Annotated in this window: 16 protein-coding genes, 3 tRNA genes and 1 pseudogene; 14 read left to right on the top strand and 6 right to left on the bottom strand. The window is 74.3% G+C overall.

The genetic code is table 11. The annotated features are described in order from the left end of the window. Window positions 1-38: 38 nt before the first annotated feature. The 3 genes from ACTMTB_RS10795 to ACTMTB_RS10785 all read left to right on the top strand — a co-directional run bounded on the left by ACTMTB_RS10795 (window position 39) and on the right by ACTMTB_RS10785 (window position 561). A tRNA-Gln gene (locus ACTMTB_RS10795) sits at window positions 39-110 on the top strand. Window positions 111-248: 138 nt separating this feature from the next. Continuing rightward, window positions 249-321: transfer RNA gene (locus tag ACTMTB_RS10790), tRNA-Glu, on the top strand. A 167-nt stretch (window positions 322-488) separates the two neighbouring features. After that, window positions 489-561: transfer RNA gene (locus ACTMTB_RS10785), tRNA-Glu, on the top strand. A gap of 671 nt (window positions 562-1,232) precedes the next feature. Here the strand turns inward: ACTMTB_RS10785 and ACTMTB_RS10780 are convergent. Beyond that, window positions 1,233-1,919, bottom strand: coding sequence for an IclR family transcriptional regulator (locus ACTMTB_RS10780; RefSeq protein WP_088963553.1), 687 nt, complete (start codon window positions 1,917-1,919; stop codon window positions 1,233-1,235). Window positions 1,920-1,968: 49 nt separating this feature from the next. Here ACTMTB_RS10780 and leuC point away from each other — a divergent pair, with 49 nt between their 5' ends. From leuC to ACTMTB_RS10760, 4 genes are all read left to right on the top strand, one after another. Next, the gene (gene leuC / locus ACTMTB_RS10775; protein WP_441144597.1) at window positions 1,969-3,411 is read left to right on the top strand and encodes a 3-isopropylmalate dehydratase large subunit; all 1,443 of its coding nucleotides are present in this window, start codon (window positions 1,969-1,971) and stop codon (window positions 3,409-3,411) included. Between the two features lie 15 nt (window positions 3,412-3,426). Then, window positions 3,427-4,014 carry a 3-isopropylmalate dehydratase small subunit gene (gene leuD, locus ACTMTB_RS10770; protein ID WP_441144595.1) on the top strand — a complete coding sequence of 196 codons (588 nt, stop codon included), beginning with the start codon at window positions 3,427-3,429 and terminating at the stop codon, window positions 4,012-4,014. Window positions 4,015-4,186: 172 nt separating this feature from the next. Continuing rightward, window positions 4,187-4,840 (top strand): HU family DNA-binding protein, encoded by a 654-nt coding sequence (locus ACTMTB_RS10765; protein WP_441144593.1) that lies wholly within the window; start codon window positions 4,187-4,189, stop codon window positions 4,838-4,840. Window positions 4,841-4,971: 131 nt separating this feature from the next. After that, window positions 4,972-7,089, top strand: coding sequence for an endonuclease/exonuclease/phosphatase family protein (locus ACTMTB_RS10760; RefSeq protein ID WP_441144591.1), 2,118 nt, complete (start codon window positions 4,972-4,974; stop codon window positions 7,087-7,089). 23 nt (window positions 7,090-7,112) lie between these two features. Here the strand turns inward: ACTMTB_RS10760 and ACTMTB_RS10755 are convergent, their stop codons facing one another. The 3 genes and pseudogenes from ACTMTB_RS10755 to cofC all read right to left on the bottom strand — a co-directional run. Continuing rightward, a complete protein-coding gene (locus ACTMTB_RS10755) occupies window positions 7,113-7,997 on the bottom strand; it encodes an NUDIX hydrolase (protein WP_441144589.1) in 885 nt (294 codons plus the stop codon). Window positions 7,998-8,099: 102 nt separating this feature from the next. Next, window positions 8,100-10,400 (bottom strand): RNA degradosome polyphosphate kinase, encoded by a 2,301-nt coding sequence (locus ACTMTB_RS10750; RefSeq protein WP_441144587.1) that lies wholly within the window; start codon window positions 10,398-10,400, stop codon window positions 8,100-8,102. Between the two features lie 270 nt (window positions 10,401-10,670). Beyond that, window positions 10,671-11,294, bottom strand: a pseudogene (gene cofC / locus ACTMTB_RS10745) (2-phospho-L-lactate guanylyltransferase); the annotation flags it as partial. A gap of 138 nt (window positions 11,295-11,432) precedes the next feature. Between cofC and ACTMTB_RS10740 the strand changes: the two are divergent. The 5 genes from ACTMTB_RS10740 to ACTMTB_RS10720 all read left to right on the top strand — a co-directional run bounded on the left by ACTMTB_RS10740 (window position 11,433) and on the right by ACTMTB_RS10720 (window position 16,451). Continuing rightward, window positions 11,433-12,158, top strand: coding sequence for a lysophospholipid acyltransferase family protein (locus tag ACTMTB_RS10740; protein WP_441144585.1), 726 nt, complete (start codon window positions 11,433-11,435; stop codon window positions 12,156-12,158). Between the two features lie 64 nt (window positions 12,159-12,222). Further along, on the top strand, window positions 12,223-13,230 hold the full coding sequence (locus ACTMTB_RS10735) for an NAD(P)H-dependent glycerol-3-phosphate dehydrogenase (RefSeq protein ID WP_088963545.1): 1,008 nt from the start codon (window positions 12,223-12,225) through the stop codon (window positions 13,228-13,230). After that, on the top strand, window positions 13,227-14,369 hold the full coding sequence (locus ACTMTB_RS10730) for a cystathionine gamma-lyase (protein ID WP_441144583.1): 1,143 nt from the start codon (window positions 13,227-13,229) through the stop codon (window positions 14,367-14,369). Before ACTMTB_RS10735 ends, ACTMTB_RS10730 begins: the two co-directional genes overlap by 4 nt. A 138-nt stretch (window positions 14,370-14,507) precedes the next feature. Continuing rightward, a complete protein-coding gene (locus ACTMTB_RS10725) occupies window positions 14,508-15,299 on the top strand; it encodes a putative protein N(5)-glutamine methyltransferase (protein WP_441144581.1) in 792 nt (263 codons plus the stop codon). Between the two features lie 108 nt (window positions 15,300-15,407). Beyond that, window positions 15,408-16,451: an ROK family protein gene (locus ACTMTB_RS10720; protein ID WP_441144579.1), complete on the top strand. Its 1,044-nt coding sequence runs from the start codon at window positions 15,408-15,410 to the stop codon at window positions 16,449-16,451. A gap of 101 nt (window positions 16,452-16,552) precedes the next feature. On the opposite strand, the gene ACTMTB_RS10715 is transcribed toward ACTMTB_RS10720, so the two are convergent. Beyond that, on the bottom strand, window positions 16,553-16,753 hold the full coding sequence (locus ACTMTB_RS10715; protein ID WP_441144577.1) for a DUF397 domain-containing protein: 201 nt from the start codon (window positions 16,751-16,753) through the stop codon (window positions 16,553-16,555). Window positions 16,754-16,757: 4 nt separating this feature from the next. Further along, entirely contained in the window at window positions 16,758-17,603 is an 846-nt protein-coding gene (locus ACTMTB_RS10710; RefSeq protein WP_154943380.1) for a helix-turn-helix domain-containing protein, read from the bottom strand. 262 nt (window positions 17,604-17,865) lie between these two features. On the opposite strand from ACTMTB_RS10710, the gene ACTMTB_RS10705 reads away from it, so the two are divergent. Together ACTMTB_RS10705 and ACTMTB_RS10700 are read left to right on the top strand one after the other, a co-directional pair. Beyond that, window positions 17,866-18,099, top strand: a complete 234-nt coding sequence (locus ACTMTB_RS10705; protein WP_154943382.1) for a hypothetical protein — start codon at window positions 17,866-17,868, stop codon at window positions 18,097-18,099. 151 nt (window positions 18,100-18,250) lie between these two features. Further along, on the top strand, window positions 18,251-19,351 hold the full coding sequence (locus tag ACTMTB_RS10700) for a D-alanine--D-alanine ligase family protein (protein WP_154943384.1): 1,101 nt from the start codon (window positions 18,251-18,253) through the stop codon (window positions 19,349-19,351). Window positions 19,352-19,463: the final 112 nt, after the last annotated feature.

Here is a 19,463-nt window from a genome sequence, read left to right as displayed (position 1 = left end):
GGAGGGTAAAGTTCATTCCCGGCGCCGCAAGGGGCCAATGGGGTATGGGGTAATTGGCAGCCCGACTGATTCTGGTTCAGTTAGTCTAGGTTCGAGTCCTGGTACCCCAGCGCAACCGCGGATTCGCGAGAATCCCGGACGCTGGATTCTGGCGGAGTTCCGCTCCGTCCCTCCCGAGGGACGGCAGATGATCTCTGATAGAGTGCAGCTTCCCCACCCGCCAGGGTGGGGAAGCAAGTTGAAGTTCTGGCCCCGTCGTCTAGCGGCCCAGGACGCCGCCCTCTCAAGGCGGTAGCGCCGGTTCGAATCCGGTCGGGGCTACAGTGCTGACAGCCCGTTCCACCTCGGTGGGGCGGGCTGTTTCGTGTTCCCGGCTCCTCGTCTGCCGGGCTTCCGGAGCCGCCGGACCCCCTCGTCCTCGGACGCCGGTGGTGCCGCTAGACTACAGCCGCACCGCCCACCAGGGCGGTGAAGCAGGAAAAGTGCCTGGCCCCGTCGTCTAGCGGCCCAGGACGCCGCCCTCTCAAGGCGGTAGCGCCGGTTCGAATCCGGTCGGGGCTACATCGCCGAACGGCCCGTCTCGCGACAGCGAGGCGGGTCGTTCGCCTTTCCCGGCCGCGGCCCCGGCCGGGTGCGCGCCTGCGCAGTGGACGGCGCTCGGAGCCGCCTTCAGGAAGCGTTGGCCGGGTGCCGGCGGGCGGGGGTTCGGTGAGTCAGGTGCCGGAGGCGGCGGCTCTGCGAGTGCCGGCCCGCCCGGTGCGTGTCGCGGAGGCGGCGGCCCGGCGCGGCTCAGCCAGTGCCGGCCCGCCCGGTGCGTGTCGCGGAGGCGGCGGCCCGGCGAGCGACTGGTTCCGTGGAGTCGGCCCGCCGAGCGGGAGCCACAGGCGTGTCGCAGGACGCTGTAGAGCCGATGTCGTAGACGAATCACCGGTGGGGGTCGGCGGCCCGGCGGCAGTCCGCCCGTGATTCGTTCACGACATCAGCCCCACAGCGAGCGACCCCCTACCCAGACCGGCCGAGAGATCGGATCGAGGTCGCCCCCGGCCGCCGGCCTCGGTGATCAAGAGGTTTGCGTCACGCCCGAGGCGGCTGCGGACGCAAACCTCTTGGTCAACTTTCAGCCCAGGTGGGCCGAGCCCGGGTCGGGCGGCGCCGGCCAGGGGGCAGGCCAGCGCCGGGTTGAGCGGAGGCAGGGCCAGGTCGGGTGTGGCGAGGCCGGTGCGGGGGCGGGATCAGAGGCCGGAGAGGCGCTGGCCGGCCCTGACCACGGCCATGGCGTGGCGTTCGCCGGGTCGGCGGCCCAGGCGCTCGATCGGGCCGGAGATGCTGATCGCGGCGATCACCCGGCCGGTGCGGTCGCGGATCGGGGCCGAGACGCTCGCCACACCCGCCTCCCGCTCGGCGACGCTCTGCGCCCAACCGCGACGGCGTACCTCGGCGAGGGTGCGGCCGGTGAACTTGGCGCGGGGCAGCAGCGGCATGACCGCCTCCGGGGGCTCCCAGGCGAGCAGGATCTGCGCCGCGGAACCGGCCGTCATCGGCAGCACCGAGCCGACCGGCACGGTGTCCCGCAGGCCGCTGGCCCGCTCGGCGGCGGCCACGCAGACCCGCTCGTCGGCGCGGCGCAGGTAGAGCTGGGCGCTCTCCCCGGTGGCGTCGCGCAGCGCGGCCAGCAACGGCTCGGCGGCGGTCAGCAGCACGTCGGGGGCGGCGTTGGCCAGCTCGCCGAGCCGGGGCCCCGGACGCCAGCGCCCCTGGGTGTCCCGGACCAGCATGCGGTGGATCTCCAGCGCCTGCGCCAGCCGGTGCGCGGTGGCCCGGGGCAGCTTGGTGCGTTCAACGAGTTCGGCCAGGCTGGCGCCGTCGACACAGGCGGCCAGGATGACCACCGCCTTGTCGAGGACGCCGACACCGCTCATACTGTGTCCCACAAGCCGAAACTTACCTCCCAGAATTTAGGATGTCCAGATGGTGGGAGTCACTCGACCGAGGACCCTGGCCGAGAAGGTCTGGGACGCGCACGTGGTACGGACCGCCGAGGGTGAACCGGACCTGCTCTACATCGACCTGCACCTGTTGCACGAGGTGACCAGCCCGCAGGCGTTCGACGGGCTGCGCCTGGCCGGTCGTCCGGTTCGCCGTCCCGATCTCACGCTCGCGACCGAGGACCACAACACCCCGACCGGGTACGACGACCCGAGCTTCCGGTCCCGCCGGGGTGATCTGCTCACCATCGCGGACCCCACCTCGCGTACGCAGATCGAGACGTTGCGCCGCAACTGCGCCGAGTTCGGGGTGCGGCTGTACCCGCTCGGCGACGAGAACCAGGGCATCGTGCACGTGATCGGCCCCCAGCTGGGCGTCACCCAGCCCGGCATGACGATCGTCTGTGGCGACTCGCACACCGCCACCCACGGCGCCTTCGGTGCGCTCGCCTTCGGCATCGGCACCAGTGAGGTCGAGCACGTCCTGGCCACCCAGACGCTGCCGCAGGCCCGCCCGCGCACCATGGCGGTCACGGTGACCGGCCAGCTCGGTCCCGGCGTCACCGCCAAGGACCTGGTCCTCGCGCTGATCGCCCAGGTGGGCACCGGCGGCGGGCGCGGCCACATCGTGGAGTACCGGGGCGAGGCGATCCGCGCGCTGTCCATGGAGGGGCGGATGACCGTCGCCAACATGTCCATCGAGTGGGGCGCCAAGGCCGGCCTGATCGCGCCGGACGAAACCACCTTCGCGTACCTCAAGGGGCGGCCGCACGCGCCCCGGGGCGCCGACTGGGACGCGGCGGTGGCCTACTGGCGGACCCTGCCCACCGACGAGGGCGCGAGCTTCGACGCCGAGGTGACCCTCGACGCCAGCCGGATCACCCCGTTCGTCACCTGGGGCACCAACCCGGGGCAGGGCGCGCCGCTCGGCTCGGCCGTGCCGGCCCCGGAGGACTTCGGCACCGACGCGGAGCGGACCGCCGCCCGCCGGGCGCTGGAGTACATGGCGCTGACCCCGGGCACGCCGCTGCGCGACCTCGCGGTCGACGTGGTCTTCGTCGGCTCCTGCACCAACGGGCGGCTGGAGGACCTCCGCGCCGCCGCCGACGTGCTGCGCGGGCGCAAGGTCGCCGACGGCGTACGCATGCTCGTGGTGCCCGGATCCGCGGCCGTGCGGGAGGCGGCCGAGGCGGAAGGGCTGGACAAGGTCTTCGCCGACGCGGGCGCCGAGTGGCGATTCGCCGGCTGCTCCATGTGCCTCGGGATGAACCCCGACACCCTGAAGCCCGGCGAGCGCTCGGCCTCGACCTCCAACCGCAACTTCGAGGGCCGCCAGGGCCGGGGAGGGCGCACCCACCTGGTGTCCCCGCCGGTCGCCGCCGCCACCGCCGTGGTCGGCCGGCTCGCCGCCCCCGCCGACCTGTAGAAGGGCAGCCGAGAGATGGACAGGTTCACCACCCACACCGGCACCGCCGTGCCGTTGCGGCGGTCCAACGTGGACACCGATCAGATCATTCCGGCCGTGTACCTCAAGCGGGTGACCCGGACCGGTTTCGCGGACGGACTCTTCAGCGCGTGGCGGGAAGATCCGGCATTCGTGCTCAACGATCCGGCCCATTCCGGAGCGTCGATTCTCGTGGCCGGTCCGGAGTTCGGCACCGGATCATCACGCGAGCACGCCGTCTGGGCGCTACGCGACTGGGGCTTCCGCGCGGTGATCTCGCCGCGATTCGGTGACATCTTCCGGGGCAACGCGCTCAAGGAAGGCCTCCTACCGGTGGAGCTGGAATTGAAAGCCGTCGAGGAGATCTGGGACCGGGTCGAGTCCGATCCGACCACCGAGGTCGCCGTCGACCTGGTCGCCCGCGAGGTCCGGGTCGGCCCGGCGAGCTGGTCGTTCCCGCTGGACGACCACAGCCGCTGGCGGCTGATGGAAGGCTTGGATGACATTGGACTCACCCTCCGGCACGCCGCCGAGATCAGCGCGTACGAGGCGTCCCGGCCGTCGTTCAAGCCCGCCGTGGCATAGCCGTACGCCCGACCGCTCATCGGTTTTCGCCCCCACCGGTCCGCCCGGTGGGGGCGAATCCGTTACGACACAAGGGCTTTTTTCCACCGAATGTTTGTGTCCCGCCAGCACAGGGCATACCGTGCGCGCAGAATGGCTCGCGTCGAGTCAGTTGCACAATCGGGAGGAAGTCGTGAACAAGGCCGAGCTCATCGAGGCGCTCGCCGCTCGCCTGGGGGACCGGAAGACGGCGACGGCGGCGCTCGACGCGGTCATCGCCGAGGTCCAGGGGGCGGTAACCAAGGGCGAGAAGGTGGCGATCACCGGATTCGGAGCGTTCGAAAAGCGCGTCCGGGGCGCCCGAACAGCGCGCAACCCGCGTACCGGTGAGGCGGTGAAGGTCAAGAAGACATCCGTCCCGACCTTCCGCGCCGGCGCCGGTTTCAAGGAGATGGTGGCCAGCGGCAAGGTGCCGAAGGCCGCCGCGCCGGCGAAGAAGACCACTGCGGCCGCAGCCAAGGCCGCCGGCGCGAAGGCGACGGGGGCCAAGGCGACCGGCGCCAAGGCCGCCGCCGCGAAGAAGACCACCGCTGCGGCCGCCAAGAAGACCGCCGCGGCCAAGGCCGCCCCCACCAAGAAGGCCGCGCCGGCGAAGAAGACCGCCGCGGCCACCAAGACCGCCGCGGCCAAGAAGACCACGGCGGCGAAGAAGACCACGGCGGCGAAGAAGACCACGGCGGCGAAGAAGACCACGGCGGCGAAGAAGACCACCGCCGCCAAGAGCACGGCGGCCAAGAAGGCTCCGGCGAAGAAGGCTCCGGCCAAGAAGACCGCCGCCCGGCGCTGACCTGCGCACGTACGCCCGTGAGGGGCGCCCACCGCACGGTGGGCGCCCCTCACGGCGTTTCCCGCCCGTTGACCCGGGGCCCGCCGGCTGCGCAGAATCGCCGCACCCCCACCGGTCGGCGAGGAGGCCTCGTGCGCTACCGCCACCGCACCACCGTCGTCACCGCCCTCGGCCTGGTCCTGCTGACCGACGTGCTGCGGGTCTTCCTGCCGTCGGTCATCACCATCTTCGGGCAGGCGGCGTCCACTCCGGCCGAGCTGCTCGGGGCGTTCGCGCTCGGCTGGTTCGTGCTCGCCCTGGCCGTGCCGCCGCTGCTGCGCCGGGTCGGCGTCCGGCCGGTGGCCCTCGCCGCCGCGGTGGTGCTGGCCGGCGCCCGGCTCGCCGTCACCGCCTTCCCCGGCGGGCGGGTACAGCTCTGGCTCGCCACCGCCGGCCTGGTCGCCGGGCTCTGCTGGCTCACCGCCGTGGCCGCCGGGACGAACCGGCCGGTACCCGGGCTGGCGCTCGGGCTGGCCGCCGCCGCGGTCCTGCACACCGTCTCCGACACCTACCGCTCGCCCTGGCTGGGCGGTGCGGAGGTCTGGGTGGTGGGCGTCGTGCTGGCCGCGCTCTTCCTGGCCGGACAGGCCCTGCCCGCGCCGCCCGCCGGCGCCGGTGGCGCGCGTGCCTGGCTGCTGGCCGGGCCGGCGCTGCTGCTCGCCGGCATGGTGGCGCTCTCCCCGGCGGTGGCCCGCACGGCGATGTCGTACCAGTTCGGGCTGCTGGAGTCGTCGCCCGCGCAGGGCTCGGGAGCGGCCGTCGCGCCGCTGTTCGGGCCGCTGCCGGTCGCGGTGGCGGTCGGCGGGTTCCTGCTCGCCGCGCTGACGCCGCCGCGCCGGCCGGCCGGGCGGTGGATCGGCCCGGTGGCCCTGCTCGCCGGGGCCGTGCTGGTGGCCCTGGGCCGGGGCGAGCTGCTGCTGCCGGCCGTGCTGCTCACCGCGGTCGGCCTCGGTGCCTGCCTGGCCCGCTGCGACACCGCCGAGGAGCCGGCGCCGGCGATCCCGGCGATCCCGACGACCAGCATCGAGCCAGCGACCGTGTCGGCCGGCGTCTCGTCGGCGACGGCCGCGACCGGCGTCACGCCGACGGCACCCGCCGGCGTCGCGCCGGCCGCGGGGGACACCGGCGTCGCGCCGGCCGCGGGGGGACCGGGCGACGGCGAGGCGAGCGGATTCCACCGGGCGGCGGGCCGCCGCGGGTACGCCACGGTCGGCGGGATGCTGGTCTTCGCCGTCGCGGCGGTGCTCTACTACGCCGCCTACGACCTCGGCTACCCCAACGGATGGGTGCCGGTGGCCGTGGCCGTCCTGACGGCTGCCGTCGCGTTGTCCGCTGGGCCCGCACCGGCGCGTACCGGGCCCGTGCCGGCGCTGTCCGCCGGGCCCGTGCCGGCGGGTACCGTGCCGTCGCTGCCCCCGGTGCGGACCGCCGCGTGCGCCACGGCGCTGGCGCTGGTCGCCGCGTTGACCGTCGACGAGACGCTGGTGGCCGGCAACCGCGAGGGACCGCCGGCGACGGTGCGGGTGGCGGCGTACAACATCCGCATGGGCTTCGGCATCGAGGGCCGGTTCGATCCGGACGCCCTGGCCCGGGCCGTCGGCCGGGCCGACGTGGTGGTGCTGAGCGAGGTGGACCGGGGTTGGCTGCTCAACGGCGGCCACGACACCCTCGACCTGCTGGCCGAGCGGCTGGACATGCCGTACGTCTTCGCTCCGGCGGCCGACCCGCTCTGGGGCGACGCGGTGCTGAGCCGGTGGCCGTTGGCCGCGGCGCGCACCCGCCGGCTGCCGGCGGTGGGCGCGCCGACCGGGGCGCAGGCGCTCGGCGTCACCGTCGACCTCGGTGCCGACGTACGCCTCGCGGTGGTGGCCACCCACCTGCAACCGCCGCCCGGGCGGGAGCCGGTGGTCCAGGCCCACGAGGTGGCCTCGTTCGCCCTCGGGTACGCCGCCGGCCGCCCCCTGGTGGTGGCCGGCGACCTGAACACCGAACCCGGCGCTCCCGGCTTCGCGGAGTTCACCCGCGCCGGCCTGGTGGACGCGCTGGCGGCGGCCCGGCCGTTGCCGACCAGCCCGGCCGACGACCCGCGCGAGCAGATCGACCACGTCCTCGTCTCCCCCGGGCTCACCGGCGCCGACGCCGTCGCGCCGCGCGGCACCGCCAGCGACCACCTGCCGGTCGCGGTGACCCTGACCCTGCCGCCCGCCTGACCGGGACAGCGCACCCGCCGGTCTCAGAGCCGGTCGGCGGCGACCAGCCGGTCGGCGGCGAAGGCGAGCAGCCAGCCGCCGCCCTTCGGGGTGCTGAAGTCGTCGGTCCGCCCGGTCAACCGCTCCAGCGCGCCCGGGATCACCTTGCCCTGGCTGCACACCGCGACCGGTTCGCCGGCGGCGGCCAGCTCCGCCAGCCGGCCGGCGACCGCCAGCGCGCACTCGTCGCCGAGCTGGCCCGGCCGCGGCTCGTCCAGGTCGCCGTCCACCTCGATCGGCAGGTCGAGCAGGGCGGCCGCCGGGTCGAGGGTCTGCACGCAGCGACGCGCCGAGGCGGACAGCAGCCGGGTGGGTCGGACCAGCGCCACCAGCGGGGCCAGCCGCTCGGCCTGGGCCCGGCCGGTCACGTCCAGCGGGCGCCCGTCGTCCGGACCGGACCAGGTGGCGCGCTTGCCGGCGCGGGCGTGCCGGACCAGCACGATCGTTCCGGTGACCGGGGGCAGCGCGGCGAACGCGGCCAGCACCTCCGCGTCGTGCGGGTAGCTGACCAGCCGGATCGCCTCGTCGACGGCGAGCCAGCGCACGTCGTCGACCTCGGTGCCGGGCTGGAATCCGCCCTCGCCCACCGCCCGCATCGACCAGTAGTCCACCGCCTTCGGCCGACCCTCGCTGCGGTAGCGCACCGTGGGGAGCCGGACCTGCGGCACGGCCCGTACGTCGGTCTCCTCGGCCACCTCGCGGACGGCGGCCAGCAGCGGGTGCTCGCCGGGCTCCAGCTTGCCCTTCGGCAGCGACCAGTCGCCGTAGCGGGGCCGGTGCACCAGACAGACCCGGAGGCCACCGTCGGCGTCCGGCTGCCAGGCGACTCCACCGGCCGCCCGGATGTCGACCGGTTGCTCCTGCGCCATCTGATCACCCTACGTCCGGGCGACCCGCCGTACGGGCCGCTCAGCTTCGTCCGACGGCACAGCGCCGCGCGCCCGAACCGTGACGGCGGCGGGCCGTCCCGGTCAGCCGGCGGTGCCGCCCACCCGGCGCAGCAGCAGCTCCTGCAGGTCCGTCAACGGCTCCTCCGGGGTGCCGGCGCGGCGGGTCCAGGTGCCGTCGCCGGCCAGCTCGAACGAGTCCACCTCGGGGCTGAACGCGGCGGTCAGCACGTGGTCGAGTTCGGCCCGGGCGACCGGGTCGCTGACCTGTACCAGGGCCTCCACCCGCCGGTCCAGGTTGCGGTGCATCAGGTCGGCCGAGCCCATCCAGAACTCGGCGTCGCCGTTGTTGCCGAACCGGAAGATCCGCGAGTGCTCCAGGAACCGGCCGAGGATCGAGCGGACCCGGATGTTGTCCGACAGCCCCGGCACCCCCGGCCGCAGCGTGCACATGCCCCGGATCAGCAGGTCGACGTGGACGCCAGCCCGGGACGCCCGGTAGAGCGCGTCGGTGATCTCCTCGTCGACCAGCGCGTTCACCTTGAACTGCACCAGCCCGGGCATCCCGAGGCGGACGTGGTGGATCTCCCGCTCGATCCGCTCGATCAGGCCGCTGCGGATGCCCTGCGGCGCCACCAGCAGCCGCCGGTACGCGGTCTGCCGGCTGTAGCCGGTGAGCACGTTGAACAGGTCGGTCAGGTCGGCGCCGATCTCCGGGTCGGCGGTGAGCACCCCGAAGTCCTCGTAGAGCCGGGCGGTCTTCGGGTGGTAGTTGCCGGTGCCGATGTGGCAGTAGCGGCGGATCTGGTTGCCCTCCTGGCGTACCACCAGGGCGGTCTTGCAGTGTGTCTTGAGCCCGACCAGGCCGTAGACGACGTGGCAGCCGGCCCGTTCCAGGGTGCGCGCCCAGCCGATGTTGGCCACCTCGTCGAAGCGCGCCTTGACCTCCACCAGCACCACCACCTGCTTGCCGGCGGCGGCCGCGTCGACCAGCGCGTCGACGATGGGGGAGTCGCCGCTGGTGCGGTACAGGGTCTGCTTGATGGCGAGCACGTTCGGGTCGGCGGCGGCCTGCTCGATGAAGCGCTGCACGCTGGTGGCGAACGAGTGGTACGGGTGGTGCACCAGCACGTCCCCGTCGCGCAGCGTGGCGAAGACGCTGCGCGGCACCTCGCCCTCGGCGAGCCGGGGGTGGGTGGCCGGCACGAACGGCCGGTCCTTCAGGTCCGGGCGGTCGGCCTCGCCGTAGAGCTGCCAGAGCGCCGAGAGGTCGAGCAGCCCGGGTACCCGGAGCACGTCGTGCCCGTCCATGTCCAGTTCCCGGACGAGCAGCTCCAGCATGTGGTCGGAGATGCTGGCGGCGACCTCCAGGCGTACCGGCGGGCCGAAGCGGCGCCGGGCCAGCTCCCGCTCCAGCGCCTGGAGCAGGTCCTCGTCGCGGTCCTCGTCGACCTCCACCTCGGCGTTGCGGGTGACCCGGAACAGGTGGCACTCGACCACCTGCATGCCGGAGAAGAGCTGGCCCAGGTGCACCGAGATGAGTTCCTCCACCGGCAGCATCCGCAGCCCCGGCTGTTCCCGGGCCACCCGGACGAAACGCGGCACGTTGTTGGGCACCTTCACCCGGGCGAACAGCTCGGAGCCGCCGTCCGGGTCGCGGACCGCCACCGCCAGGTTCAGCGACCGGCCGGAGATGTACGGGAACGGGTGCGCCGGGTCGACGGCGAGCGGCGTGAGCACCGGGAAGATGTGCTCACGGAAGTAGGTGCGCAGTCGTTCCCGCTCGGGATCGTCCAGCTCCGCCCAGCGCAGGATGCGGACGTCCTCGGCGGCCAGTTTGGGCAGCACGTCCTCGACGAAGCAGGCGGCGTGCCGGCCGACCAGTTCGGCGGCCTTCTCGGTGATCAGCTCCAGCTGGGTGCGCAGCGGCAGCCGGTCACCGCCGCGTACGGGCAGGCCGGCGGAGAGGCGACGCTTCAACCCGGCCACCCGCACCATGTAGAACTCGTCGAGGTTGCTGGCGAAGATGGCCAGGAACTTGGCCCGCTCCAGCAGCGGGGTGCGCGGGTCCTCGGCGAGCGCCAGCACCCGGGCGTTGAAGTCCAGCCAGGAGAGCTCCCGGTTGAGGAACCGGTCCTCGGGCAGCGGCGCGACGGCCGGCGGCTCGCCGTCCAGACCGGTCGGCGGGGTGGGCCGGTCGCCCGGGTCGAGCACCTCCTCCAGCCCGGCGGAGGCCCCGGCGGCGCTGGCGCCGGGGGAGTCGGGCGCGGTGGCGACGGTCTCCTCGGGAGCGCGGGTGCCGCCGCGGCGGCGGGCGCCGTTGCGGGGGCCAGTCGGGTCGGCGGCGTGGGGCGGACGGGCGGGGTGCTCGCGAGGGGTGCTCACCTGCTCATAATCACCCGATCCTGGTTAACGCAAAATGAACTCGGGCGGGTCGGTTCAGGCCATCGTCGGCAATGTCACCCGGACGACCTCGCCGTCCGGACCGAGGTCCACCCGCAGCCGCTGCCCGAGGCGGAGCAGTCGGAGCCCGGAGGCGTCGAAGGCGGGCGCCGGGAAGGCCAGCTCGGTGCCGTCGTCCAGGAGGAGCACGCCGGTGCGGGTCTGCGCGTCGAAGGTCGCCACCGTGCCCTGCATGCCAGCACCGTACCCCGACGCGCTCTCCCCTCGGGCCGCGGCGAGCGCGGCGGTGCGCGGCCCCAGCCCGAGGTGCCGCGCCGCCGCCAGGTCGGCGGCGGTGTCCACGTCGCGGCGCAGCGAGGGCCACGGCCCGGCCAGCGGCAGCGCCCCGCTCGCGGCGTGCGCCGCCGCCGAGTCGACCCCGAACCGGGGCTCCAGCGGCACGCCGGGCGGTGTGGTGAGCAGCACGGTGCCGCTGCCCGGGGCGTCGGCGACGAAGCGGCGTACCCGCGGGTCGTCGGCGGCGGCCCGCAGCGCCGCCGCCAGCTCCGCCGGACGCAGCGCCGGCAGGTCGGCGGTGAGCCCCGCCACCCAGCCGCCCGCGGCGGCGGCCGCGGCGCCGTGCCGCAACGCGGCGTTCAACCCGGCCTCCGGCTCGTCCGGCACGATCCGGGCGCCGGCCGCGCCCAGCAGCGCCGCGGCCCGCTCGTCGCCGGTGACCACCAGGACCTCGGCGACCGCGGGGCAGGCCCGCACCGCGCGGACCGTGTCGGCCGCCAGGGCCAGGGCCAGCTCCTCGTGGGGTACGGCCGGCAGCGCGCCCCGCAGCCGGCTCTTCGCCGCGCCCAGGCGCTTCACCGGCACCACCACGGTCCACAGGCTCTGACCCACGCGACAATCCTGCCAGCGTCGACGGTGGTACCCGCACTGGCCGTACCCGGGGCGAGCAGGCATGATTTCCGCTGCGGGCCGCACCGGTGGGTGCGGCGCGCGGGGTTGGGGCGACGAGGAGGCAGGGTGACACGGCGCAGGCTGGGTTTCTGGCAACGTTTCGCCGTGGCGCTGGTCAAGCCCGTGATGCTGGTCTGGACCCGGCGCACCTGGCGCGGCGCCGAGCAGTTGCGCCGCGACGGCGGCATCATCATCGTGCCCAACCACCTCTCGCACGCCGACCCGCTGGTCTCGGCGCACTTCATCTACGAGGCCGGCCGCTGGCCGCAGTACCTCGGCAAGGCCAGCGTCTTCCGGGTGCCGGTGATCGGGTGGATCCTGCACCGCTGCCGGCAGATCCCGGTGGAACGCGGCACCGCCGACGCGGTCAAGTCGCTGGACAAGCTGATCGCGGCGCTCGACGCCGGCGGCGCGGTGGTGATCTACCCGGAGGGCACCATCACCCGCGAGCCGGAGCTGTGGCCGATGAAGGGCAAGACCGGGGCGGCCCGGCTGGCGCTGGCCACCGGCGCGCCGGTGATCCCGCTGGCGATGTGGGGCCCGGAGAAGCTGTTCGACCCGCGGACCACCCGCTTCGGCCTGCGCCCCCGCACCCCGGTGACCGTCGTCGCCGGCGAGCCGGTCGACCTGAGCCGGTGGGCGGGCGACACCCCGAGCCGGGCGGTGCTGGAAGAGATGACCGACGAGATCATGTTGAGCCTGCGCGCCCTGCTCGCCGACATCCGGGGTGGCACGCCGCCCCCGCTGTGGGAACGTCCCGCCCGTCCGCGTACTCCCGAGGTGACCGAATGAGCGAGCGGATCGACCAGCTCAGTGTGGTGGCGCCGCGCGCCGCCGATCGTGTGGAGGCGAGGGCATGAGCGGCCATGTGGCGGTGCTGGGGGCCGGGTCCTGGGGGACCGCCTTCGCCAAGATCCTCGCCGACGCCGGCCGGGACGTGACGATCTGGGCCCGGCGGGAGTCGGTCGCCGACGCCATCCGGGTCCACCGGCGCAACCCGGACTACCTGCCCGACCTGCGGCTGCCCGAGCGGGTCACCGCGACCGGCGAGGCGGCCAAGGCGATCTCCGGCGCCGAGCTGGTGGTGCTCTCGGTGCCGTCGCAGACGCTGCGCGGCAACCTCGCCGACTGGGCCGGCCACCTCGCCCCGGACTCGACCCTGGTCTCCCTGATGAAGGGCATCGAGCTGGGCACCACCCGGCGGATGAGCGAGGTGATCGTCGAGACCGCCGGGGTCAGCCCGGACCGGGTGGTGGTGGTCTCCGGCCCCAACCTGGCCCCCGAGATCGCCGCCGAGCAGCCCGCCGCGACCGTGGTCGCCGGCACCGACGCCCGCCGCGCCGCGCTGGTGCAGTCCTCCATCCGCACGCCGTACTTCCGCCCGTACACCAACGACGACGTGATCGGCTGTGAGCTGGGCGGGGCGGTCAAGAACGTGATCGCCCTGGCGTACGGGATCGCCACCGCGATGGGCTTCGGCGACAACACCCGGGCCATGCTGATGACCCGCGGGCTCGCCGAGACCGCCCGGCTGGGCGTCGCGCTCGGCGCCGACCCGATCACCTTCGCCGGCCTCGCCGGCATGGGTGACCTGGTCGCCTCCTGCTCCTCGCCGCTGGCCCGCAACCGCACCTTCGGCGAGCACCTCGGCCGGGGGGAGACGCTGGAGCAGGCGCAGGCGGCGACCCGGCAGACCGCCGAGGGCGTGAAGAGCTGCCTGGCCATCCGGGACCTGGCCCGGGCGCACGGGGTGGAGATGCCGATCACCGAGCAGATCGAGCGGATCTGCCACGAGGGCATGGACCCCCGGCTCGCCGTGGACGCCCTGATGAGCCGCACCGCCAAGCCGGAGTCGTACGAGTGAGCGCCGCCGAGCCGCAGTGGCGGGACGGTACCCGCTGCGTCCGGGCCGGGCTGCCGGAGCCGGTGCCCGGCGACCCGTTCCTGCCCGGGCCGGTCTTCGCCGCGCCGTACCACCTCGACCCGTGGGAGGGGCCGGCCGCCGCGGCGAACGGCTACGGCCGGCCGGACAACCCCACCCGGCGGCTGCTGGAGTCGGCCATCGGCGAGCTGGAGGGGGGCGACTGCCGGGTCTTCGCCAGCGGTCAGGCCGCCATCACCGGGCTGCTGCTGGCCGTGCTGCGACCCGGGGACACCGTGCTCCTTCCCGCCGACGGGTACTTCCCGGTGCGCGCCTTCGCCACCGCCACCCTCGAGGGGATCGGGGTGCGGGTCGGGTTCGTGCCGACCGTCGGGCCGTACCCGTCGTTCGAGGGCGTCCGGCTGCTGATGCTGGAGACCCCGGCGAACCCCGGCCTGGACGTGGCCGACGTCGCCGCGCTCGCGCGGGAGGCGCACGCCGCCGGCACCCTGCTGGTGGTCGACAACACCACCGCCACGCCGCTCGGGCAGCGCCCGCTGGACCTCGGCGCCGACCTGGTGGTCGCCTCCGGCACGAAGGCGCTGACCGGGCACTCCGACCTGCTGCTGGGCTACGTGGCGACCCGCTCGGCGGAGCTGCTGGCGACGCTGACCGCCTGGCGCACCACCACCGGCGCGGTGCCCGGGGCCTTCGACGCCTGGCTGGCGCACCGGTCGCTGGCCACCCTCGACCTGCGACTGGCCCGGCAGTCCGCCAACGCGGCGGCGGTGGCCGAGCTGCTCGCCGGGCGCGCCGACGTGACCGGCCTGCGCTGGCCCGGGCGACCGGCGGACCCGGCGTACCCGGTGGCCTCGGCGCAGATGCGGCGGATGCCCGGCGTGGTCTCCTTCGACCTCGGCGCCGCCGACCGGGTGAGCCGGTTCGTCGAGGCCGCTCGGCTGGTCGTCGCCGCGACCTCCTTCGGCGGCCTGCACACCACCGCCGACCGGCGGGCGCAGTGGGGCGACGACACCGCGCCGGGCTTCGTCCGGCTCTCCTGCGGGGTGGAGGACACCGCCGACCTGGTCGCCGACATCGCCGCCGCGCTGGACGCCGCCGGTCCGGTCCGTCCGCTATCGTGATCCCCGGCCCGTGCGGGCCCCGACCGGAGGAGGTGAGTCCGATCCGCCAGACAGCAGGAACGGCGCTCCCCTCCGAGTCCCCGTCGCACCGCTAGGCGACGGCCGGGAGCGCCGACGAGCGTTCCCGAAAGGCATCCCATGGCACCGACCGCGTTCCACGTCGACCGTCCCGCCCTCGTCTCGCGGCTGCGCGCCGCCGGCTGCGTCTACGCCGAGGACGAGGCGGAACTGCTCCTCACCGCCGCCGACTCCGCCGAGACGCTGGCCGCGCTCGCCGACCGCCGGGTCGCCGGCGTTCCCCTGGAACACCTGCTCGGCTGGGCCGAGTTCTGCGGGCTGCGGGTCGCCGTCGACCCCGGCGTCTTCGTGCCGCGGGGCCGTACCGCCCTGCTGGTGCAGGCCGCGGCCGCGGTCGCCGGGCCGGCGCCGGCGGTGGTCGACCTCTGCTGCGGTTCTGGCGGCACCACGCTCGCCCTCGCCGGGCGCCTCGCCCCGCGCTGGCTCGCCGCCGTCGACGTGGACCCGGCCGCGGTGGCCTGCGCCCGGCGCAACCTCGCCGGCCACGACGTGCCGGTGCTGACCGGCGACCTGTACGACCCGCTCCCGCCGGCCTGGCGGGGGCGCCTCGACCTGGTGGTGGCCAACGCCCCGTACGTGCCGACGGAGGCGGTGGCGCTGCTGCCGGCCGAGGCGCGGCTGCACGAGGCGCCGGTGGCGCTGGACGGCGGGGCGGACGGGCTGGCCGTGCTGCGCCGGGTGGCCGCCGGGGCGGTGGACTGGCTGACGCCCGGGGGCCACCTGGTGGTGGAGGTCAGCGAGACCCAGGCGGACGCCCTCTGCGCGGCGATGAGCGCGCTGGGGCTGGTGCCGACGGTGGTGCGGGAGCCGGAGTGGGACGCCACCGCGGTCACCGCCCGCCGGCCGGGCTGACCGCCCGGCCGCCGCCGGATCGGCGGGCGTGATGGCCGTTCGCGGCATGGCGGGGGCGAAAGACGGGAACTAGCCTCGTTCCAAGGTCGGGCGGGAGGCGGTGGCAGCGTGGACGTGCCGGTGGTGGTCGGTCTGGACAACGGTGGCACGAGCGACAACGCCACCGTGCTCACCCTGGACGGCCGGTTTCTGGTCGACGGGCTGCTGGAGATCCCCAGCGAGGTCCAGGCCGGCCCGGAGGCGGCGATCGAGGCGCTGGCCCGCGCGCTGGACGGCGTCCTGGCGCACACCGGCGTGCCCCGCGAGCTGGTGCGGGCGGTCGGGCTGGACACGCCGGGACCGGCCAGCGCGACCGGCGTCATCTCCTCGCGGGGGTCGACCAACTTCGCCCAGCCGGCCTGGCACGGGTACGACGTGCGCGGCGCGCTGGAGCGGCGGCTCGGCCTGCCGGTGGTCTACCACAACGACGGCAACGCGGCCGCGCTCTACGCCCACCACGTCCACTTCGGAGCGGAGGCGATGGTCCGGTCCTCGGTGTCGGCGATCGTCGGCACCGGGCTCGGCGGCGGTGTGGTGGAGAACGGTCGGGTGGTCACCGGCGCGGCCGGGATGGCCGGCGAGTTCGGGCACGTGCACATCCCGCTGGCCGGGCTGCTCGCTCCCGGCCAGCCGGAGCCGACCTGCGCCTGCGGCTTCGTCGGGGACGCCGAGAGCATCGCCTCGCTGACCGGGATCCGGCGCAGCCTGCTGCCGTTCTGGCTGGGGCGCCACCCCGACCACCCGCTCGCCGCCGAGCCGGCCGACCGGGCCGCCAAGCTGCTGCGGGGGTACGCCGAGCGCGGCGACGAACTGGCCCGGGAGGTCTTCGCCCAGCAGGCGGCGGCGCTCGGTCGGCTGTTCACCATCGCGGCCAACTTCACCGACCCGCACGCGTACTTCGTCGGGGGTGGGGTGGTGGAGGCGGCGCCGGAGTTCCGGGAGTGGTTTCTGGCCACCGTGCGGGAGAACACCGTGCTCCGTGCCGAGCAGGCGGCGGTGGCCACCTTCGCCCTGGTGCCCGACCGCGACATGGCCGGCGCGCGCGGCGTCGCCATCGCCGCGTTGGAGGCGCTGCGCGCCGCTCCCGCCCCCCAGCCCACCCTGGCGGCCTGACCCACCCCGGCGGCCCACCGGGTTGACCACTCCAGTTCGCGTCCCGGATCGGGCCATCCGGGACGCGAACTTCGTGACCAACCCGATGGGTGGGGCCGGGGTCAGGCGTGGGGTGGGGCGGTGGCGAAGGCGGCCCAGGCGGCCGGGGGGAAGAGCAGCACCGGGCCGGCCGGGTCCTTCGAGTCGCGGACCGCCACCAGGTCCGGCACGGTCGCCAGCTCCACGCAGGCGCCCTGGTCCCCGCTGTATGTGCTCTTGCGCCAGCTGGCCGTCGCCAGCGCCGCGCTGATCGTCGGTGTCATGGTCCTACCGTCCCTTCAACAGTTGCAGGAGCTGGTCGCGGCTGTCCGTCGGGCTGAGCGCGACGGTCCGCAGGTGTTCCATGATCTTGGTGCAGGTACGCAGGTCGCCCGGCCGGTCGAGGACCATCTGCCCGGCGACCGTCTCCACCGAGGCGATGATCGGGTCCTCGGGGTCGGCGAACTCGAGGATGTGCAGCGAGCCGCGGGTGCCCCGGTGGTAGCCCGCCGCCAGCGGGATGACCTGCACCGTGACGTTGGGCAGCTCGGCCATCTTGAGCAGGTGGTGCAGCTGCCGCTCCATCACCGAGCGGTCACCGACCGGGCGCAGCAGCGCGCCCTCGTCGATGATCGCGTCGAAGATGGGCGGGTCGTCGGCGGTGATCCGCTGCTGCCGGTCCAGCCGTAGCTGCACCCGCTGCTCGACCTGGTCGTCGCCGAGGGTGTGCGGCCCGCCGCGCATCACGCCCCGGATGTAGTCCGCGGTCTGCAACAGGCCGGGCACCACCGAAGGCTCGAAGTTGGCGATGCCGGTCGCCTCCGCCTCCAGGGCGATGAAGTCGATGGTGCGTTTGTCCAGCAGGTGCGAGTACGGCACCCACCAGCCGGGCTTACGGGTGTCCTTGGCCAGTTGCACCGCCGCCGCGATGTCGTCCGACCCGACGCCGTAGAGGCTGAGCAGCGCGCGCACGGTGGCCGGGCTGACCAGCGTCTGGGCGTTCTCGTAGCGGGACAGGGTGCTGCGGGTGCTGTTGATCTCGTCGGCGGCGGCCTCGAGGGTCAGGCCGGCGGCCTCGCGGTGGGTGCGCAGGGCGATGCCCAGCCGGCGGGCCCGGGCGGTCTTCGGAGCCATACGTCGATGGTGACATATGTTCACGGGAACGTGTGCATGAGAGAACGTCGATGAGAGTTGCATTCACGCGTGTCCACCTGTCAATCTGTGATGGCGTCCTCACCAACGGTTGTCGTGGCGACGGCGATGGTGAGCGACCGGAGGGGATGGGGCGCGTGGCGATCGGGTTTACTCCCCCGTACCCGATCGCCACGTGCCACCGCCACCGTCCATCGCGGAGGGACTGCGGGATGAGGCTGACCGGATGGCAGGGCGAGCGGCGATGACCCGTTTCCTCGTGGTGCTCACGGACGTCCGCCCCGTCGAGGGCGAGGTCCGGGACGAGCGACGGGCCCCCGAGCGGCGCCGCCAGGTGGTCGGTGCGAGCAGCCGGGAGGCCGCCGACCGGATCGCCGGGGCGTTCATGGCGCTGGGCATGGTGCGCGCCGGGCGGCAGCGGGTGAAGGTCATCGCCGTCGGCCGCCGGCACGGCGCCGTCAGCGTCGGAGGCGACTGAGTCGACTACGCACCGTATCGGTACGGGTGACCGTTTGCGAGGGACGTACGCGTCCTCCCGGGTATCACCTTCGGCGCGCCGCCACCCACAGTAAGGTCGACCGGGTGAGCGCCGCTGGCGGCTCCGCAGTCGCGTACCGAGAGGTGACCCAGTGACCACCCCAGGCAAGACCCGCGTGGCGATCGTCTTCGGCGGCCGCAGCCCCGAGCACGGCATCTCCTGCGTCAGCGCCGGCAGCGTGCTCGGCGCGCTGGACCCCGACGAGTTCGAGGTGGTGCCGGTCGGCATCACCCGCCAGGGGCAGTGGGTGCTGGCCAGCGGTGACCCGGCCCGGCTCGCCATCAGCGACCGCAAGCTGCCGGAGATCACCGCCGGCTCCGGTGCCGAGGTGGTGCTCCGCGCCGACCCGACCGCGGGTGGCCTGATGGTGCTCGACCCGACCGAGGGGCCCCGGGCGCTCGCCGACGTGGACGTGGTCTTCCCGGTGCTGCACGGCGCGTACGGCGAGGACGGCACCATCCAGGGCATGCTGGAGATGGCCGACATCCCGTACGTCGGGGCGAACGTCTTCGCCTCCGCCGCCGCGATGGACAAGGAGTTCACCAAGAAGCTCTGCGCCGCCGAGGGCATCCCGGTCGGCCCGTACGCGGTGCTGCGCAACGGGATGACGCTCAGCGAGCAGGACAAGCAGCGCCTCGGCCTGCCGGTCTTCGTCAAGCCGTCCCGGGCCGGCTCGTCGTTCGGCATCACCAAGGTCGACGACTGGGCGCAGCTCGACGCGGCGGTCGCCACCGCCCGCGAGATCGACACCAAGGTGCTGGTCGAGGGCGCCATCGTCGGCCGGGAGATCGAGTGCGGGGTGCTGGAGGGCGAGGCCGGCGGCGCGCCCGAGGCGTCCGTGCTGGCCGAGGTGCGGGTGGTCTCCGGCCACGACTGGTACGACTTCGAGGCCAAGTACATCGACGACGCCTGCGAGTACGACATCCCCGCCGGGCTGCCGGACGAGGTGACCCGGCAGGTGCGCGAGTACGCCACCCGGGCCTTCACCGCGCTGGACTGCTCCGGCCTGGCCCGGGTCGACTTCTTCGTCACCCCGGAGCTGGACGTCTACCTCAACGAGATCAACACGATGCCGGGCTTCACCCCGACGTCGATGTTCCCCCGGATGTGGGCGGCCTCCGGCCTGGAGTACCCCAAGCTGGTCAACCGCCTCATCCGCACCGCCCTGCACCGCAACGCCGGCCCCCGCTGACCCGCGCACACCCCGCTCAAGATCCGCCCACTTCACGGAAAAAGTGGCCATCCGGGCGCGGATGGCCACTCTTTCTCAGAAAGTGCGCCCGAGTGGGGCGTGGGGCGGGGGG

This window comes from Micromonospora sp. L32 (genome assembly GCF_052068055.1).
In the GTDB taxonomy this organism is placed as follows: domain Bacteria; phylum Actinomycetota; class Actinomycetes; order Mycobacteriales; family Micromonosporaceae; genus Micromonospora; species Micromonospora purpureochromogenes.
This window is presented reverse-complemented; position numbering and strand designations above follow the sequence as displayed.

What these genes read in the sequence shown, in the direction of transcription:
- ACTMTB_RS10715 (WP_441144577.1), bottom strand. Translation starts at nt 16,753, where the DNA reads ATGACACCGACGATCAGCGCGGCGCTGGCGACGGCCAGCTGGCGCAAG.
- leuC (WP_441144597.1), top strand. Translation starts at nt 1,969, where the DNA reads ATGGTGGGAGTCACTCGACCGAGGACCCTGGCCGAGAAGGTCTGGGAC.
- ACTMTB_RS10735 (WP_088963545.1), top strand. Translation starts at nt 12,223, where the DNA reads ATGAGCGGCCATGTGGCGGTGCTGGGGGCCGGGTCCTGGGGGACCGCC.
- ACTMTB_RS10780 (WP_088963553.1), bottom strand. Translation starts at nt 1,919, where the DNA reads ATGAGCGGTGTCGGCGTCCTCGACAAGGCGGTGGTCATCCTGGCCGCC.
- ACTMTB_RS10705 (WP_154943382.1), top strand. Translation starts at nt 17,866, where the DNA reads ATGACCCGTTTCCTCGTGGTGCTCACGGACGTCCGCCCCGTCGAGGGC.
- ACTMTB_RS10755 (WP_441144589.1), bottom strand. Translation starts at nt 7,997, where the DNA reads ATGGCGCAGGAGCAACCGGTCGACATCCGGGCGGCCGGTGGAGTCGCC.
- leuD (WP_441144595.1), top strand. Translation starts at nt 3,427, where the DNA reads ATGGACAGGTTCACCACCCACACCGGCACCGCCGTGCCGTTGCGGCGG.
- ACTMTB_RS10710 (WP_154943380.1), bottom strand. Translation starts at nt 17,603, where the DNA reads ATGGCTCCGAAGACCGCCCGGGCCCGCCGGCTGGGCATCGCCCTGCGC.
- ACTMTB_RS10725 (WP_441144581.1), top strand. Translation starts at nt 14,508, where the DNA reads ATGGCACCGACCGCGTTCCACGTCGACCGTCCCGCCCTCGTCTCGCGG.